This window comes from Citreicella sp. C3M06 (genome assembly GCF_018860705.1).
Lineage (GTDB): Bacteria > Pseudomonadota > Alphaproteobacteria > Rhodobacterales > Rhodobacteraceae > Salipiger.
Genome location: NZ_JAHKQA010000013.1, coordinates 1 through 18611, shown reverse-complemented (window position 1 = coordinate 18611; position 18611 = coordinate 1). Strand labels below are relative to the sequence as shown.

Genomic DNA, 18611 nt, shown 5'->3' with positions numbered 1-18611 from the left:
GGGGGCCGCGGGAATGAACGAAACCGCGGAGGGGAAAAGGCCCCCACCCGCAGGCGGGGGCCAGGTGGGTGGACTTAGTTGTCCACCTCTACGGTGAATTCGAGCCGTGCGACGCCACCAGGCAGAACCGATCCATGGTCGCTGGAGACGGCGCTGGACGTGATCGTCGCTGTGCTGCCAGCCGGGAACAGCGTTTCGGCGCACGATCCACCGCAATTGGTGATGGTGGTATAGGCAGGGGCCGCGTCCGAGATGGTCACATCCGTTGCTTCAAAGCTGCCGGTGTTGGAGGCTTCGATCATGTAGCGGATGCACTGTCCCGGCTCGACCGGCTGACGGGTCTTGGTGAAGGTGCCTGCCGTGCCATCACAATTGGCGTCGATGTACTGGTACTTGGTCAGTGTCACGTCGCCCGCGATGATGACGATGCGGTCCTCGTTGGCGTTGTCAGCGGTGTCCGCATCCGTTGCCGTGGCGCCGTTCAGCGAGGTGCCCAGGGTCAGCGTGCCGGTTTCGGACACACCGGGCGTTGCCGTCGAAGGCGTCTGGACCCGGTAGATGATCGAGATCGTCTCACCCGCAGCCAGACCGTTGGTGCCCGCTGCGATGCCGTCGGTCAGATCATCGAAGTTGTCGATCACCGGATCCGTTGCATCGATTACACCGTTGTTGTTCTGGTCCCAGAAGATCGCACCGGAGAAGTTGGTCAGCCCGGTCTGGGTGATCGCGCCTTCGGTGACGTCCGAGTTGCCTTCGTTGGTGATCGTGTGCAGCATGTCGACGATGCCGCCGGGCGAGGCCTGTGCGCTTTGATCTTCAAGGATCTGCACGTCGTAGATCGCGTTCACCGTGATCTCGTTGACGATGCGGTCGGCCTGACCGGTGACCGAGCTTGCCACCTGAATGTCGATGGGCGTTGCTGCGGCCGGGGCGTCATCGGCGGGCACAATGGTGACCGTGATGGTTTCCTGCGCTCCCGATGGGATGGTGCCGGTGTTGGTGACCAGCGTGCCGCTTGCGTCGCGGAATTCGACAGTCCAGCCGTCGGGGATCGCCTGCGCCAGCGTCAGGTTGTAGCTGTCCGACACCGGGCCGTTGTTCTGCACAACCATGTCAAAGGTGGTGGCTGCGCCGGGATCGGTGGCGTTGCTGACCCATGGTGCACCGCCATTGGTGGGGGCCGCCCCGTCGCCTTCGGACCCGGCAACGTTGTTTTCCAGATCGACCGAGGCCGCCAGAACCGCGCCGGTGAATTCGGCGGTCGAGGTGTCGGTGACCCCCGAGGCATCCGATGTCACGGTCATGGTCGCGGTATAGTTGGTCGATCCCGCCGGGGTCGGCGCGACATCCGTGGGAAGGGTCGCGATCAGCGTGACCTTGGTGCTTTCACCGATGGCAAGCGGGCCGACCGAGCCGATCACCGGGGTGATGCCGTCGGCGCCCACGATGCGGAAGGTGGTGCCAGCGGGGTAGTCGTCATTGGCGAAATCCAGCGACAGGCTGTCGGCTTCGTTCGAGTTGTTGGTCAGCACGAATTCATGGCTGATCGTCGCGCCCTGGAACACGTCCCCGGTTTCGGTCACGACGTCGTTCTGCGCGGCGTCGTCATCGGTGGCCGAGGTGGTCGCGCCATTGGCCGTGCCATCCGCGTTGATCGCCGTATCGGCAATCGACACCGAATACTGGTTGTCGACGGTCACCGATGCGGTGTTCGACGGCGGGAAGTCAACGCCATCGACGTTCTGGGTGGCCACGTTGGTCAGAATGCCCGCATTCGCGGTGGAGGCGATCCGCGCCTGGAAGGTCACGCTGCCGGACCGGCCCGAACCGACCGAAGAGATGTTGAAGTTGACGGTCTGGGCGTCGTCGTAATCCCAGGCCATGTCCTCGCCGCTGCCGTTGGTCGCATCGACCACCGTAGAGGCGTTGTCATCATCCAGCGTTCCCGCCGCGTCGGACCAGACCGCCGTTCCCGGCACATATTCGAAACCCGCGTCCAGAACGTCGGTCACCGAGTAGTTGTTTGCTGCCACAAGGCCGGTCGACGAATAGGTCAGGGTCACGGTGACGATGTCGCCCGCATCGATGATGTTGGGATCGCCCGCCGAAGACGCATCGGCAACCATCGACTTGACCAGTTCGATGATCGCATCGTTCGATACGGTCAGCGTGTCGGTGTTGGTGGCGGTAATGGCACCGTCCAGCTGCGATGTGCTCCTCACGGTGATCGTGTCGGTGGCCCCTGCGGCGTTGGTCGATGGCACGGTGGCCTCGATCACCACGCCGAATTGCTCGCCGGGGGCCAGAACCGGGGTTTCGCTCAGCGGCGTGGCGCTGTCGGCGACACCGTCCATGTTGGCATCCGGGTAGAACACCAGCTGCGAGGTCTCGAGCGCGCCGGCATCATCCTCATTTGCACTCAGGTCGAACGCATCCGGCCCGTTACCGTCGTTGGTGATGATATGCGGCAGGAAGGCCTTGCCACCCGGAGCGACATTCTCGGTGTTGTCCGAGGTCAGCGTCACGCCTGCGACCTGCTGAACCACGGTTTCGACCGTGTTCGAGGTCACGGTGATCGTGTCACCGGCGGAATTGAGGTAGGTGGCAACCGCCTGGTTGCCGATGACCGAGCCCGCTTCGGGGGCAGCGTATGCAAAACCTGCGAGCGATACGCAGATGGCCGCGGCACTGGAGGTGCGCAGGATCTTAGAATGATAAGTCACGGAAATATTCCTGATGTCAGGTCTTTAGGAAAGGGCGCTAGGCCCGGCTCAGTTCACGCGAACGCGATAGGTGTTGAGGGCGGCCTCTCCGGCCTCGAGCGCTTCGGAGAGGCTCCAGCGCACGGCGACGATATCGCTCTCGGGAAGCGGCTCTTCGGCAAGCGCGCCATCGGCGTCCACGAAGATGCGAACCGCAGGAAGGGACGACCATTCGAGGCCTTCGTTTTCGGGGTCCATCTCGGCCTGCACCTCAAAGACGGCGGGGATCGAGCTTTGCTCGCTGCCCAAGGTGATGGACACGCCTTCGGGAACCGGGGCGGCAATCACCAAGCCGGCCATTTCGCCATCGGTCTTGTTCTCGTGACGAAGCTGGTAATGAATGATTTCGCCGGGCTTGACCGACGAGCGCTCGACCAGAGCTTCCACGCCTGCGGCATCGGTTTCGACGATGCGGTAGGAGAAGGTGCTTTCGAGCGCATCCGCCGAGACAGCTGTTGCGGCCAGGCTAAGCGTCAGACCGGCGACCACGGCCTGGCTGACACGTGCAATGGAATAAGACATGTGTGTTTCCCTTCTGGGCCGGGGCTGGACCGGCGGTTGAGACACGGCAGGCTTGTGACCCGCGGCGTTTCACCGGGATGCCTTGGAAGGGACGGCAATGTCGGGAAGAGGAAGGGTTAAACGATACTGCTCAAAGTCAGGCCGCTAATCTTCGGTATAGACGGTCTACTCTGGTCGAGACGCAAAACTGATCCAACGCATCAGCTGTGATGCGCGCATAAACGAAAAAGGACCGGCGTAACTGCCGGCCCTGTCATCGAAAAAACCAAAAGTGAAAGTCGTCGCTACAGCTCAGACGAACCCGGCGTCGCGGGCAAGGATGGCCGCCTCGGTGCGGTTCCTCGCACCGATCTTGCGGCACAGCGTCTTGACGTGCAGCTTGATCGTGACCTCTTGCAGATCCAGTCCGATCGCGATCTCCTTGTTGGACTTGGCCCCCAGCAGGCCGCGCAGCACCTGCTTTTCGCGATCCGAGAGATCCTTTTCGAAATCCGTCTCGTCAGGGTCGTCCTTGCCCGACATGAAATCCACCGGGGCGTAGATCTCGCCCATGGCCATGAACTTGACGGCATTCACCAGCGTCTTGGCTGGCAGGGATTTGGGCAGGAACCCTGCCGCGCCCAAATCCAGCGCCTGTTGTGCGATCAGCCGCGTGCCGGTGCCCGAAATGATGCCGACCGGATGGCCACCGCTGGCCGCCAGCGCAAGTTTGAGCCCTTCAAGGCCCTTCATTCCGGGCATGGTGTAATCCAGCAGCACCAGATCGAATGGTCCCTTCTGCTCCATCAGTTTCAGCGCTTCGTCCAGAGATCCGGCGGTGACCGCCTGAGCCGTACCGTTGGTTTCAAGGTACATCCTGAACGTGTCGCGAACCATGTCGTGATCGTCGGCAAACAGCACTCTGAGAGACATACCCGGCCCACCCCGTCTTTTGTGATTCATTGAGGGAGACAGCATTCAGCCCCTGCCTCCCGCGATGGATCCTGTTCTAAATCTTATGCCGTACCAAGCATTTCCATGCAGATTTTAGCGGTAAACTATACATTCGAATAGATCCTTATTCGTAAGAAGTCGGGAAAATACGGGGGATTACGCCTAGGGTTCCATCAGGATATCCAAAACATGGGAGACCAAGAGATGCGCCTTCTTTTCCCTGCCGCGGGCCTGGCAGTCATGGCCATGGCAAGGCTTGCCATGGCTGACAGTGACGTCATCTTGACCACAACCGTCAATGACGTCACCCGCAGCTTCACGCTCGAAGAGTTGCAGGCCCTGCCTGTGGAACGCTTCGAAACCATAACCATCTGGACCGCAGGCCCGCAAAGTTTCGAGGGTGTTCCACTGGCGGCGATACTGGATGATCTGGGCGTCACCGAAGGTACGGTCAGCGCCCAGGCGATCAATGATTATGCCGTCGATATTCCGATTGACGAGATCACCGAAACCACTCCGATCATTGCCTATCATCAAAACGGCACATCGATGTCGCGTCGCGACAAGGGGCCATTGTGGATCGTATATCCCTATGACAGCAAACCGGAATTCCAGTCCGAAGCCATATACTCGCGTTCGATATGGCAGATGGATCGTCTAAGTGTGAAGTGATGAAAAGATGTGATATCGGGGCGTTTATGGCACGATCCGATACAGGCCGCGAAGCAGAGAAAAATCGGTTTACCCTGACCGGGCTGACCGTTCTGGCGCTGGCCTTCATCCTTGGCCTGTCCTTTATCGTACGTGACAATCTGAACGTCATGGTGGTGGCTCAGGGCGATGAGCTCAGCTGGCGAGCCTCGCAAGTCGAGGTCGAGTATCTCAAGCTGCTCATCGCCATCAAGGACGCGAACGCTACGGATGCGCCTGATCTGGACGAGCTGCGCAAACGCTTCGACGTGTTCTACAGTCGCTTGCCGCTCTTCAAAAATGAGACGCTGAGCGACGAAGCCCAAGCCAACCTCGGGGCCATGCAAGAACGTCTGGACAGTTTCATCCCGATCATCGACGGGCCGGATGCGCGCCTTGCCGCAGCGCTTCCGGAGTTTCAGAAAGACCTTCTTGAACAGCAGGATTCCAGCCGGAGTATCGCGCTTGGTGCCATTCAGGGATCCACCGAGATACAAGCCCTGCAGCGGCAAAGGGTTGTCCTCCTCCTGGAGGCGATGATGGTTCTGATCGCCCTGAGCGCCGTGGCGATCGTTGCGACAATCTTTTTCCTGCAAAAGCGCACCGCCGAGCAGCGACGTGCGTCCATTCAGGCCGAAGAAAAACGCCGCCAGCTTCAGGCGACTCTGGACGGGGCGATCGGCGGTATCGTGGTCTGCGACAAAGATGGCAACGTGATCGATTTCAACGCCGGTGCCGAAACGATCTTCGGCTATCGCAAGGATGAGATCATCGGGCGCTACATGCCTGAGCTGCTTTTGCCCACCGATGCGCGTGAGGCCGTCGAACAAAGCATGGCCCGTTACCATGCGACGGGGCAGTCGACCTTTTCGGATAGCGGCACACATGAATTCCCCATGCTGCGCGCGGATGGCACGGTATTTCCGGCCCAGACACAGATCACCACGGCGCAGATGCAGGGGGGAGTGATCTTTATCTCCTTCTGCCGCGATCTTACCAAGGAAAAGCACCACGAGGCCGAGCTGACCAAGGCCAGCGAGAACGCGATTTCAGCGGCCAAAGAGCGTTCACGCTTCTTTGCCATGATGAGCCACGAAATGCGCACGCCATTGAATGGGGTGCTTTCTGCTCTCTACCTCCTCGAAGAGGGTTCCCTGACCGACGAACAGCGGGAACATCTGGATACAGCGCTGTTTTCAGGGGACATCTTGCTGTTGCATATCAATGACGTTCTGGCCATCGAACGCAGCGAGGATGACAGAGAGCTAGAGCAGCAGGTGTGCGATATCTGCTCGCTTGCCTCGAACATGGTGCGCATGCTCGAACCGATGGCAAAAGAACAGTCGGTCACGCTTGATCTGGAAAAGAAGGGGCTGAAGGGCCGCCAGTTCCTGTCATCGCCACGCGCCTTGCAACAGATCCTGATCAACCTGCTGAGCAACGCGATCAAGTTTTCGCCGCAAGGGGCGGTCTCCCTGTTTGTCCGCTACACGCCGTCGGATGGTTTTCCGGGGCAGGGGGTCCTGCGCCTTGAAGTAAGCGACACTGGCATCGGCATCGCGTCAGAGGACAGAGACCGAATTTTCGACGATTTCGTGTCGCTCGACGAACGATACGAGCGCCGCACCGGCGGCACCGGACTGGGCCTCGGGATCGTGCGCCGATTTACCCAGCGTCTGGGCGGCAGCATACATTGCATGTCGGAAGTCGGAGAAGGCACCACCTTCAGTCTGGATCTGCCCATGACCGAGGCCGATCTGGACGCGCAACTCGCGCAGGGTGACGATGCGCTGAGGTCGGGGTCTGTCACCCTGGCGTCCAGGCGCATCCTTGTGGTCGACGACAACAAGGTCAACCGCAACGTCATGGAAAAGATGCTGACCCTTGCAGGGCAGAATGTCAGATTGGCCGAGGGCGGCGAGGCTGCGATCCGGCTGGCATCGCAGCAGGCTTTCGATCTGATCCTGATGGACATCTCCATGCCCGACGTCAGTGGAACCCAGGCCACCCGAAGCATTCGCGCGGGGGACGGCCCGAACAGGGAAACGCCGATCGTGGCATTCACCGCCCACGCTCTGCCCGACGAGCTGGAGAGCTTTCGGCAGGCCGGCATGTCCGGATGCCTGATGAAGCCGGTCAACCGCAAAGCTCTGATCGAATGTATCGGCAAGGATTACACGACTGCCGAAGATGGCTTTACCGTCGATGCTCCCGTTGAGCCAAGCGGTGTTCTGGAGCCCAATCAGGTCTCGGATCTGAAAAGCTTTCTGGGCCCCGAAGAGCTGGCCGCGCATCTGAACGAATTCAGGGAAAACGCGGACAGCCTCAGGCTGGAGATGAAGGCCGCCCATGTCAGTGCCGACCTTGAACGGCTGAAGACTGCGGCGCATGCCTTGGCTGGCACCTCAGGAATGGCGGGCGCGCTTCAGCTGTTCGGACTTTTGCGTGATCTTGAACAGTGCTGTGTCCACATGGACATGGGCAGGATCGATCTTCTGATGGCCGGCCTTGATGATGCCTATGACCGCCTGTGCGATGCTTGGGATCAGGTGCTGGCCAACCCGGTAGCGTGCGATACCGCCGGATAGACATCCTATGCGACGGCTCCACTGCGAAACGGGTGATGGCAGGGGTATCGTGAACCTACGCACCGAAGCGCCACCCTCTGCTTCGGATCGGGTAAGCCGCGAGATCAGTTTATCCCCCTTGCCGGTCTCGCACCACTCACGGATCTTGCCCCTAGCTGCCCTTCCTTCTGGAAGGGCAGCCTTTTGCGTTTGTGTTCAAATCCGGACTGTCGCCTTGCGCTGCCTGTCATCTGCGGTGATGCGTCTATCCACGCAAAAGGGCCGCCCTTGCAGGGCGGCCCTTCGCAAGCTTCGACAGGGGCGTGGTCAGGGGGCGATTGAGACCTGAAACGCCACGGATCCGGTTGCGCCGGGCGCATGGGTGCCCGTGCAGTCCCAGCGCAGCGGACCAGCATAGCCGGCGCCGTTCGCGGCGGGTTCCGCCACGCTGCACGTCACACCGGCCCCCACGGTCACGGGGCTGGGAATAGCCGCGGCCAGTTCGGTATAGGGTGGGGTGCGATCATGGATCACGATCTGCGTGGCAGGCAGGTTGCCGGGATTGGCCAGATAGATGCGGTATTCCAGAACATCGCCAAGCGTGGCACCGTTGCTGACGCCCTCGGGGGTGCCCTGGGTCAGGTTGCGCACGGTTTTGGTCAGCTCCAGCCGCCCGCTCTCGCCCTCGACCCGCACCACGTCGGTATTGCGGAGCCGTTCCGTCAGGCCGGTGGTGCCATAGCTGGTATCGGCCAGCACATCGAAGGCAATGGACGATCCCGGCGCTGCCGCCGCCGAGGCGGTGACCCGCGCCACCAGACAGATCCGCGTGGCCGCCGTTACCGTCGCGGGTCCATCCACCGCCGTGACCGGCGTGCCATCACAGGCCGGATCGTAAAACAGGGCCACGGCGTATAGTCCGGGGGTGGTTTCCTCGATCAGGGCGGTCGAGAACTGCACCGTGCCCTCGGCATCCGCGATATATTCGTGGCGCAGCTGAACCACCTGCCCGGCCCGTGTCGCGGCTTGCTGGCTGTCGCTCAGGCGTGCGCCCGAGACCAGACCAAAACGCAGATCGGTGTAATCGGCACCCTGTCCCGGCTGAAAGCTGTAGCTGCCGTCCAGCGGATCGGGATTGTCGAGCCCCGGCGGGCTGCGCGGGTCCTCGGACACCACCCTGTAGCCGGTCGAGGGGGTGACGGTGACGGTGACCCGATCAAGGTAGTCCTCGGGCAGCGTCAGCGTCCATGTGCCATCGGCGGCCACCACAGGGCTGCCCACCAGCGTGCCGGTGCTGTCGAAAATCTCGATCTTGGCAGCGCCGGTGCCCGGCTCCTCGGTTGCTTGCTGGCCATCATAGGCGGTGCCCGCGCCGCTGCCATTGTCAAGAAAGACCACGCCCGCCAGCGTTGCGCCGGTGCCGTCGAAAGCTATGGTCACGCTGGCCTCGTCATCATCGGCAATCTCGTCGCCCAGATCATCGGTCAGCGCGCCGGTCGACGGGTCGCTATCGGGATCGACCTGATCCGAGGCGATGATCTCGGCGTCATTGGTATGTTCGCCGGTGGCGTTCATGGTGACCCGAATGGTCAGGGTCTCCGTCGTGCCATTGGCCACATCGCCAACCACCCAGACCCCGGTGCCCGGATCATAGCTGTCGGACTGCGCCGCCGCATCGTCCGACACATAGGTGAACCCCGACGGGATTAGATCGCGCACCTGCACACCCGTGGCTGCGGAGGGCCCGTCATTGCTCACCGATAGAACGAAATCGATCGCTGTGCCCTCGGCGGCCAACCCGATAGGCGTGCCCGACGCATCCTGGGCACGCTTGTCGAGCGACAGGTCCGCGCTGCTGGCAAATCCGAAATTATACCCCCTTGAAACACTGCCCGCTGCAACCCGCACGGCGGTATAGGGGTTTTCGGTCGTGGCCTGCGCCCCGGCCGGAAGATCGGGGTCGGCTTCGTCGACCTCGATCCGGAAAAGCACCACAGCGGACAGATCCTCGAGCGAATAGCGCCCTTGCGAGTCCGTTTCCGTCGTTGCCAGAAGCGTGTCGTCGGTCAGATCGTTCGGCGTATTGTTGTTGTCATAGGCCGACACGGTGATCCCCGCGAACCCCGGTTCATTCGTCGGGCCATCCGGGAAGCCGGAGGCGTTGCTGTCGTTGAACACCAACCCGCGGATCGTGCCCGTGGGGGGCAGCGGACCATAGGCGGATGGGCAAGCCGCCGCATCGACCCGGTTTTCGATCGGCAGGCTAAGCGTGTCGATCAGCGTCGCGGCGCCATCCCCGCTGCCCTCGAAGCCGACATCGACTTCGAACACGTCGTTTGCGCTGTTCTCGTTGATATAAAACCGCCCCGAGAGGTCGAACCAGACCGCGCCATAGCTTGACGTAAAGGTCGCGGGGCCGAAATCGACAATATTGGTGCTGCCCGCGGTTCCGCCGTTCGGATCGAAATAGAACAACCGGTTGGTGGCGGAATTGATGCCATAGAAAAACCCGTCATTGGGGTTGAAGGCATAATCTGCCACGCCCAGCGTTTCCGAATAGGTGATCTGCCCAAGGTCCACCGGGTTGAACGGATCGCTCAGATCAAGCAGCTGAAAGGCACCGCCTCCGCTGACGCGGTATATCATCACGCCGTTGTCCATGATGTCACCGGCGTTGCTCCCGACCGAGGCGGTTGCAGGAATGGTGGCGATCACGCTGAAATTGCCCCCGGAATCCAGCCGCACAAGGTCGCGCGTGCCGTTGTCCACGCCATAGAACAACCCGTCGAGCGCGTTGTAGCCCCAAGCGGCGTTGTAATCGATCCCGGCGGGGGAGCCGACATTCGCATCGGCAATGCTATAGCCCCCGGACCCGTTCTCGCTGAACACCAACTCTTGCAACTGCGAGCTGGTGCTGACCACGCGGTACAATGTGCCATTGCACACAAAGGGCACCGCGCCGGCCGACAAAAGCACCTGGTAATCTTCGACCTCGCCGTCGAAATTCAGCCCGTCAAAAGGGTCTGCGGCCACTGCGCTGGTGGTGGACCACCGCACGCGGGCAAAGGTCACTCCGCTTCTGATCGTGTTCGGCACCGGAATGTTCAGGGTGATCTGGTTGTTGAACACCCCGTCCGTGTCGCCCGTGCCGCCATCACGGTAATCGGTGGCCACCTGTTCGCCTGCGTCGAAGCTGCCGTTCTGGTCCCAGTCGATCCAGACCTGAAGGTTGGTGATGCCAGGCGTCAGAACCGGAAGGCCCAGATCATAGAGATCGGACAATGTTTCATGGGTCTGCACGGTCAAGGATACGGTTGTTCCTGCCTCCAGCACGGGAAATACCGCGATGGAATCTTCGTCATCATTGCCTGAAAGGTCGTCGCCCTGAGCATCGTCGCTATGCGATGTACTGGGCTCGGTGTCGGGCAATCCTGCCCCGAGATAGATCGAGGGCACGACGATATGGCGCGGATCGCCATAGCTTTCCGGCGCATCGCCCCGGTCCACCAGATCCGCCGCCGCGATGACCAGAGAATAGTCTTCGACCTCGCCGTCCAGCGCCAGACCAGCAACCGGGGTGCCCAGAAGGCTGGCATAGCGGAAACGGGCAAAGGTCAGCGAAGTTGTGGCGTTTGTCGGAACCCTCACCCGCACCTGGATGACCCCGTCCCCGGCCACGACATCATCGCCGGTCCCGTCATCGCGCAGGTCTCTGGCGATGTGTTCGCGCCGGGTGCCCTCGAACACGCCATCACCGTTGAAATCGATCCAGGCCTGCAAATAGCCGTCGCCGGTCACCGGCACGTCCAGCGTGCTGTTGACCCCTTGGGTCAGGACGGGAAAGACAACCGCGTCTTCGTCATCGACATCCACAAGGTCATCGCCGGTGGCGGTCGCATCGGACTGGTTGATCGCCTCGACATCCGGGGGCACCGCGCCCAGGTAAACCGTGGGCACCGTGGCGACGGCATGGGTCGCTGGCAGATAGGGCAGGGGTGCGTCGCCGAAATCGACGCCCAGCCCTTCGAAAACGGCCACGGACACCTTGGCGCGGTCGCATTGACCCGCATCCAGACTGTCGCACAGTTCGTATTCGATTTCATAGAACCCCGCAGGCACCCCCGCCGGAACCACCACCCGCCCGGCATCGGCCCCGGCGGTTTCCAGAACCGGCACCGGATCGCCGGTGTTCTGCGGCGTGGCCGCGGTGATCACCTCCAGCGTGGCGGTGGGGAAAGCGGCGGGCAGCCCGTTAACCGTGTCGTTGCTTAGCACATCGCCCGCAGTGCCCCCAAGCAACGTGTTCAGCGGCGAGGCGGTGTAATCGTCATCCTCGGCCACCACGCTGGGCGAGACATTGGTCACCGCACACAGCAAAATTGCAGACCCGCGCCGGGCGGAATTCGTGAAGGTTCCGGTGAGACCATGGATGAACTCGCCTTCGACGAAGCTGCTGTATTCATAGGTGGCGAAATTGTCGAAGTTGGATTCATTCGGCTCGTCCAGCCAGTTGGCTGGATCGCCCGCCTTCGCCGGATCCATCGTGATCGGCTGCCCGCCGCTGGGAAACCCGGCCAGAGGTGCGGTGTTGAAATAGGAAATCGTCTCCGGCGCCAGAAACGGGCCGACCACATCCGAACTGTCCTGCCCGACATTGGTGCTGTCGACGTCTGTCTGCTGGAAGATCACCCCGTTGATGCGGCTTTGCTCGACCGCCGTGCCCAAAGGATTGGCCGCCGTGGCGGTGCCATCCTGCACCAGCCGCAGCCGGTAGGTCAGATAGCCGTTGTCGGCGGCCACCATCCGCGCTTCGAGCGAGGTGTTGAGGTTCACGTTGGTGGCATCGTTGATCGAGGTCAGCTGGAAAACCACATCCACATCATTGCCGTTGATGTCATTGGTGACATTGTCGAAGACAAAGATATCCGACGTGGTCAGCGCCGCATCGCTGCCCGAGCCTGCAATCTGGGTGCGCGGCTGGGAAAAGACCGATTGCGGGGTGCAGCTTTGCGGGCCGGTGTCCGTGATCAGCGCATTGGTGAGGATGCTGGCATTTTCCGTGTTCGACTGCAGGCGCGACACAAAGGGCTGGCCGATGGCCCCGATCCCCGCCGTGGCGCTGCTGTCGATGGCACCGGACAGCACATCTGCCGCCGAGACCGTGTAGTCGGCGGTACAGGTCACGGTGCCACCGGGGGCCAGCGGTGCGTCGATGGCCGGGCAGCTTACGGTGCCCAGCAGATCATCCTCGATCACCATATCCTGCGCCGTGTTGAATGGCAGCTCGCCGTTATTGGTCACGATGTACGTAAAAGTCACCGTTTCGCCTTGGATCGCGGTCGTGGGCGAGGTGCTGCGCGTCAGGCTGATGGTTTGATCGGTGGTGAATTCCACGACGCTGAACAAGCCGACGCCCCGCGTGCCGGGATTGTAAGACCCCCCAGAAGAGCGGACTTCGCCGATGCTTTCATCGTACCAGATTTCGATCTGCGAGGTGTCGTTGGGATAGCTGAGCCGGATCGACCCGTTGGTGTCGTTGTTCGAGGTCGGCGAGGGCGCGGGCCCGTTGTTGTAGATACACTGCGCCTCGTTGGACAGCAAAACCCCGGTATTGCCCGACCCGATGCCCGGCCCGACCACCACGGTTGGCGCGGCCCCCAGCGTGGACAATGTCGGATTGCCATTGTCGCCAAAGGCGGTGATGAAATCGCACCGGTCGCCCGAGTTCCCGGCATCGGTGGCGTCGATATCGAGGATATCGATGATCATATTGTCCAGCTGCACCGCGTTGCCGCCCGAGCTTGCCGACACGGTTGTCGTGATCCTGCTGTCACCGCGTTCGCCCATGCCGGACGGCGCATCGGCAAGCATGACCAGCGATTCCGCATTGCCACCAAAAATCGCCACATCGTCCGGGGCCTGCAAAGTGTTGCCGCCGCCAAGATTGGCGCTGGCCAGCGACCCCGAGACCGTGACCGCCGCGTCGACCTCGAAACCGTATTGGTCGCGCAGGGTCCGCACCAACGGGCCTGTATTCCCTGCGGGCCAGTCAAAGGTGCTGAGATCAAGTGCGAAATCACCCGCTTGAAGCTGGGCGGGAAACGCAGGAAGCGCCACCGAAAGTGCCAGCATCAATCCTGCACTGCGGTGTCTGGGGGGTAATATTTTCAACGAACCAACCTCGTTCTGTCATCTTCGAACTGGGTTGCGCTACCGGCTGTGGTGACGCGAACGACCACTTTGTGCAATGACACGATCCATGCGCGCCGGGCTTGGGTAAGACAGTCAGGTTCGTCCTTCATGCGGCTACAAAGCTATGCTTTGGAATATCGATCCATCAGCGTTCCGCGCCCTGCCACGGCTATCCTAAAGGATAGGTGGTTGCGCCTAAATAGCTGGGGATACGCTTTTGCTGACCGCTCCGGATCGCGATGCCAAGGCATTGTAACAGGGTAGCGATCGACACTCGCGTCAGCAAAGAGGATAAAAAATGCCCGAAGAAACCTGCGTAGAGCACGGCCCCTCGTCTCTTGTGTTCGGCCTGATGTGCTCGGTGGTGATCAGCGTCGTCGCATTCCTTATGCTGGCGACGACGATGGGGCTCATTCAGGCCTATCTCCTGGGCTCTCTCATAGGCAGTGTTGGATTGTTCTTGCCGCTGGCGGTGCCTTATATCTGCGAGGCGCGTCAATTGATGCTGCGGCGCACCCCTGAGGGCGAACATAATGGCGCACAGGGCAGCATGGCCCGACGGGCACATTTCGACCGGTTCTGATCGTGTGACGACAAGACAACCACGCCACGAGCCTGCTTGTGCGGCTTGGTTTCTGTTGGGGATCACCTCGACCGCGTCGCCACGATCAATCGCTGATCTTTACCGTGAATTGTATCGTCGCGGTTGCGCCAGGGCGCACCTCTCCGTCGCATTCCCATCGCAACCCGCCGACATAGCCGGGATCACTGCTTTCAGGCAGTTCAAGCGTGCAAAGAGTGCCATCGCTCATTTCGACCGACTGCGTGATGATGTCATCCAGACGCGTATAGGGCGGCGTCGTATCGTACACCGTCACGTTCGTTATCGCATCTGAACTCACGTTCCGGATCGCAAGGCGGTATAGCAAAACATCCCCCGGTCCCGCAGAATTGGCCCGCCCTTCGCCAGAGGGTCGGCTGAGATTTTCGACCGTTTTGTCAATGACAAGCCCCCCACCATCGCGGCCAATGACCACGCGATCCGTGTTCTCCAGACGGATCTGCTGCGAGATCCCCGCCAGCTCTGTCTGCGCAACCAGCAGGTATTGCAGGCTGGCCCCGGTCTGCAGCGCCGTGCTTGTGGCGACGCGTGCGACCACGCATAGGCGCTGCCCGGCGGACACCACGACAGGGTCGGTCAGAAGGCTGTCGCCACGCCCGTCGCAATCGGTATCGAGAAACGGCACGACCCCCGCCGCACCGGGCACAGGCTCGTTTAGATCCTCGATCGCAAAGCGCACCTCGCTAGCGCTGCCCGCCACGTAGTCGTGCTGCAGCGTTACGACTTGCCCTGCCTGCACATAGGCCACCCCGTCCTGTGACAGCCGTGGTGCCGGAGCAATTCCCAACACAAGGTCGGGCAGATCCGTGCCCGCGGTCACATCCAGCACGATCGCCCCATCCGAAGGCACGGATGGCACGATCCCCGCAGCCGCAGTGGTTTCCGACACTGCAAGACTGCCGTCCGGAACGATGGCGCGCACCACGACCCGCCCCTCGTACCCCGCCGGCAGCGCGGCAGACCAGGCCCCCGAAGGATCGGTGACCGTCTGAGCCAAAAGCGCGCCGGTTTCGGTTTCAATCCGCAGCGCGATGCCCCCCAGCCCGGCCTCGCCCCCGTTTTGCAGCGCGTCATGGGCCGTGCCCCCCGCCGCCCCTGTATCGGCGATCACCTGCCCCGACAGGCGCGGCGCCGCCGGGCCGGACAGCGTAACCTGCATATCCTCGACTTCGCCATCAGGCGCGGGTTCGACCGCATCAAGCCCCGGACGCGTCGACCACCGGAAGCGGGCAAAGCTGCTCCCGGTCAGCGCATCCGGTGGCACCGTCACGGTCAGCGAAATGACCCCGCCGCCAGCGAGGGTCACGTCCCGCGCCACCTGTTCGTCATCGTCGAACGTGCCGTTGCCGTCCCAGTCGATCCAGCCCTGAAGATACCCTGCATCCCCCCCGGTCTGGGTGACGTCGATTTCGATGGTCCTGATTGTTCCGGGCACAAGATCGGGCATGGTGACCGCGTCTTCATCGTCGCGGCCATCGTCGTCATCGCCGGTGGCCGTGGCATTGGCCAACGGGCCTGCATCCGTGTCGGGGGGCGCGGCCCCCATGAACAGGCTGTTGTAGATGAAATGGTAGGGGCTGCCGTAGTTGGCGGTTGAAACCCCATCGGGGGCTAGCCCGGACACAGGGCAATCGGAAAACTCTGTGCAGACCGAGGTGACGCCCGAGATCGAGGCCTCTGCCTCTCCGATGCCGACCCCGAAGAACCCCAGAAGCGGATCCACCGTCGCATCCAGAATGGGAGAGATCGCATCCAGCAGCAGCCCCCCCACGAGGTCTCCGACCACCGGTTCGACGACCGTGTCGATCAGCGGCCCCACGAGATTGCCAAGGCTGTCCTCGACCTCGATGTCGAGGTTTTGCGCCAGCGTTCCAATCAGGTCGCTGAACGATGATGCCCCATCCCCGATCGCCTGTCGCTGCGGGTAGGGGGGCGAAAAGAACAAGGTCTCGCTGGTGCCCGGGGCGCTTTGGGCAAAAGAGCGCACCCTTACGCCGGCGCTTTCGCGGACCAGCCCGCCAAGCAGCGAGACCTCGAGATCGGCGACAGTGCCAAAATCGACGTCCGACTGTTGGATCGGGCGGCTTCGGTTAAAGAACACCGCGTCGTCGATACCGCCCAGGAACAGGTCGATGGCGCTGGGGGCCAGAATGACGCTGGCGGTTTTTGTTTCGGGGTCGGCGCTGAGGATTTCGCCATCGACGCGGCCAAATTCGAAATAAAGATCCAGATCAGCCAGCGCCAGATCGGTTGAGACCAGCCCGCCCAGAAGCCCCCCCAGCACACCGTCGAGGGCCGAGGTATCCAGTGACAGATCCGCCAGATCAACCGACAGCTTTGCCCGTATGGTCGAGGTGTGAAACTGCGTTCCGGCGCCGCCGCATTCGAAATGCGGTGGTTCGACCACCTGCAACAGGATCTCGGCCCCGCCGATGCCAAAGGATTGCAGAACCGCGTTGTTCAATGCCACCGGCTGGGTCGTCGTGACGACATTTTCGTAGTTGTAAAGCTGGATCGCCCCGCCGATCAGGTCGAGCGCATTCAGCTCCAGATCAAGCAACGCCCCTTGTGGCAGACCGATGGTGATCAGATCCGCCAGATTGATGGTGCCGCCAAGTTCGGATACCGGAAGGCGCAGCGCCCCAAGCGCGTTGACCAGCGCCGTGTCGCCATCCGCCGCGGCCACCGCAGCCGATGCGTCGATCAGGTCCAGCAATGTCAGGTCGACATTGGCGATCTGTCCGGGGTCCGAAACGGTGATGTCCTGCCCGGATTCTCCGAGCAGCCCAAGAAGGTCCAGTTCGGCCGAGGCCATGGCGTTCCAGTCAAGCACACTGAGCCCGACATCCGTGCCCAGAAGACCGGTCAGGATCGGGCTCAGAAGCTCGGAGTCACTCGTCTGTACGCTCGCCACGCGCGGGCCTGCAAAGACGCAAGCCGCACCGCATTCTTCCTGCGCCCGGGACGGGGCGGGTAGCAATGCAAGCATGACACCCAAGGCGCACACAAAGTGGAAAACGTGATGTTTCAAATATATCATTAGGGAGCGGGCACAGTCAGCTTACGACAAGATAAGCCACACTAGGCGTTCGCAAGCCTCCACACCAGAGAGGCAAGTTCATCCGGAATAGACGATTTCGATATCCATTCCGATGCTCCAGCTGCCTTGGCGCGGTCACGCACGGCGCCACCCCGTTCACTGCTCATGACCAGAATGGGAATGGTGGCGAACTCGGGTTTTTTGCGCAGCTTACGGATAAACGTGATCCCATCCATTCGGGGCATCTGCATGTCAGTGATGATGACGTCGGGGCAAAATTCAGCGGCTTTTTCCAACCCGTCGATACCATCGACAGCTGAAAAGAACCTGTGTCCCGCTGCTTCAAGTCTAAAGGCGAGAGCAGCTCGAACGATGCCTGAATCGTCGACCCCCAGGACCGTGGGCATCATTGCAGCTGCCTTCGGCGAATGGATTCGACGCGCCGACCGACCGCAACCTGGTTCCGATGCCTGACACAGACCACGCCATTCTGCTCCCATACCAGCTCTCCCTGAGCCAAGCTGTATTCTCCAATGCGGATGCAAACGATTTTAGGGGCGGGCGTCGCATACGAAGGCGTATCCGTTGTTTTTGTTGGGGTCACCATCGGTTCAATCCTCTATTCCTTGCCCGGTAAAAGGCCCGAAAAAGGCAAGCGCGTCTTCTTCGCCTTGGGATAAGCAGGATATACAGACAGGTAGCCACAGCCCTTCTTGGACAGCATGAAGCTGAGCTCCCCCCCGAAACTCGGACAGTGACGGAAGCTACAATCTGACGTCTGCTGGTCTTCAGGAACGAGGAGATCAGAACATGTCGAAGCGCAGGAACCATGACGCGGGCTTCAGGCTCGCGTGGCGCTGGAAGCGGTGATGGGCGCGCGCAGCGTGTCGGAGCTGGCGGCGGAAGACGGCGTGCATCCGAGCATGAGCCAGCAATGGAAGAAGGCGCTGCTCGAGCGAGCATCGGAGATTTTTGAACGCTAGGGCAACAAGAAGGCCGAGGTCGACGGAGAGACGCTGCGCCCGCTGCACGCCAAGATCTGTGTGCGCTACTTGAAGCGCGACTCCCATGACCTGAGACGGTAGGGGCGTCGGCGGATTTTCTCCATCATCTTTTCGCGGAAGACCTCAGCCGGGGGCCTCCATCCGAGGCATTTACCGGATGTGTTGTTGAGTTGGTCGCAGAGTTGCGTCAGCTCGAACTCTGTCATGGCCGCGATGTCTCTCTGCCTTGAAAGCCCGCGTCGGAGCCGACGGTCGGTGGTCTCGACAGTGCCTTTCTGC

Annotated in this window: 9 protein-coding genes and 1 pseudogene; 3 read left to right on the top strand and 7 right to left on the bottom strand. The window is 61.5% G+C overall.

The features are described from left to right. Nucleotides 1-74: 74 nt before the first annotated feature. The 3 genes from KO516_RS03610 to KO516_RS03600 form a co-directional block, all read right to left on the bottom strand. Nucleotides 75-2723 (bottom strand): beta strand repeat-containing protein, encoded by a 2649-nt coding sequence (locus KO516_RS03610; RefSeq protein ID WP_371742023.1) that lies wholly within the window; start codon nt 2721-2723, stop codon nt 75-77. A 48-nt stretch (nt 2724-2771) separates the two neighbouring features. Then, nucleotides 2772-3284 (bottom strand): hypothetical protein, encoded by a 513-nt coding sequence (locus tag KO516_RS03605; RefSeq protein WP_216002444.1) that lies wholly within the window; start codon nt 3282-3284, stop codon nt 2772-2774. A 291-nt stretch (nt 3285-3575) separates the two neighbouring features. Continuing rightward, nucleotides 3576-4196 carry a response regulator transcription factor gene (locus tag KO516_RS03600; RefSeq protein WP_216002443.1) on the bottom strand — a complete coding sequence of 207 codons (621 nt, stop codon included), beginning with the start codon at nt 4194-4196 and terminating at the stop codon, nt 3576-3578. A 210-nt stretch (nt 4197-4406) separates the two neighbouring features. Here KO516_RS03600 and KO516_RS03595 point away from each other — a divergent pair, with 210 nt between their 5' ends. Both KO516_RS03595 and KO516_RS03590 read left to right on the top strand, forming a co-directional pair. Next, complete coding sequence (locus KO516_RS03595; protein ID WP_252737376.1) at nt 4407-4889, top strand: molybdopterin-dependent oxidoreductase; 483 nt, start codon at nt 4407-4409, stop codon at nt 4887-4889. Beyond that, the gene (locus KO516_RS03590) at nt 4859-7495 is read left to right on the top strand and encodes an ATP-binding protein (protein ID WP_216002442.1); all 2637 of its coding nucleotides are present in this window, start codon (nt 4859-4861) and stop codon (nt 7493-7495) included. The genes KO516_RS03595 and KO516_RS03590 overlap by 31 nt, the downstream gene beginning before the upstream one ends. 306 nt (nt 7496-7801) lie before the next feature. Here the strand turns inward: KO516_RS03590 and KO516_RS03585 are convergent, their stop codons facing one another. Next, nucleotides 7802-13606 (bottom strand): GEVED domain-containing protein, encoded by a 5805-nt coding sequence (locus KO516_RS03585; RefSeq protein WP_216002441.1) that lies wholly within the window; start codon nt 13604-13606, stop codon nt 7802-7804. A 358-nt stretch (nt 13607-13964) separates the two neighbouring features. Here KO516_RS03585 and KO516_RS03580 point away from each other — a divergent pair, with 358 nt between their 5' ends. Continuing rightward, entirely contained in the window at nt 13965-14249 is a 285-nt protein-coding gene (locus tag KO516_RS03580; protein ID WP_216002440.1) for a hypothetical protein, read from the top strand. An 85-nt stretch (nt 14250-14334) separates the two neighbouring features. On the opposite strand, the gene KO516_RS24680 is transcribed toward KO516_RS03580, so the two are convergent. The 3 genes and pseudogenes from KO516_RS24680 to KO516_RS03565 all read right to left on the bottom strand — a co-directional run. After that, nucleotides 14335-17202, bottom strand: coding sequence for a GEVED domain-containing protein (locus KO516_RS24680; protein WP_216002439.1), 2868 nt, complete (start codon nt 17200-17202; stop codon nt 14335-14337). A 167-nt stretch (nt 17203-17369) separates the two neighbouring features. Then, nucleotides 17370-17738, bottom strand: a complete 369-nt coding sequence (locus KO516_RS03570; protein WP_216002438.1) for a response regulator — start codon at nt 17736-17738, stop codon at nt 17370-17372. A 638-nt stretch (nt 17739-18376) separates the two neighbouring features. Beyond that, nucleotides 18377-18611: pseudogene (locus KO516_RS03565) on the bottom strand (hypothetical protein); the annotation flags it as partial.

Coding starts and splice junctions, on each gene's coding strand:
- KO516_RS03570 (WP_216002438.1), bottom strand. CDS start 17,738: ATGATGCCCACGGTCCTGGGGGTCGACGATTCAGGCATCGTTCGAGCT.
- KO516_RS03595 (WP_252737376.1), top strand. CDS start 4,407: ATGGGAGACCAAGAGATGCGCCTTCTTTTCCCTGCCGCGGGCCTGGCA.
- KO516_RS03580 (WP_216002440.1), top strand. CDS start 13,965: ATGCCCGAAGAAACCTGCGTAGAGCACGGCCCCTCGTCTCTTGTGTTC.
- KO516_RS03585 (WP_216002441.1), bottom strand. CDS start 13,606: ATGCTGGCACTTTCGGTGGCGCTTCCTGCGTTTCCCGCCCAGCTTCAA.
- KO516_RS03590 (WP_216002442.1), top strand. CDS start 4,859: ATGGCAGATGGATCGTCTAAGTGTGAAGTGATGAAAAGATGTGATATC.
- KO516_RS03600 (WP_216002443.1), bottom strand. CDS start 4,196: ATGTCTCTCAGAGTGCTGTTTGCCGACGATCACGACATGGTTCGCGAC.
- KO516_RS03605 (WP_216002444.1), bottom strand. CDS start 3,284: ATGTCTTATTCCATTGCACGTGTCAGCCAGGCCGTGGTCGCCGGTCTG.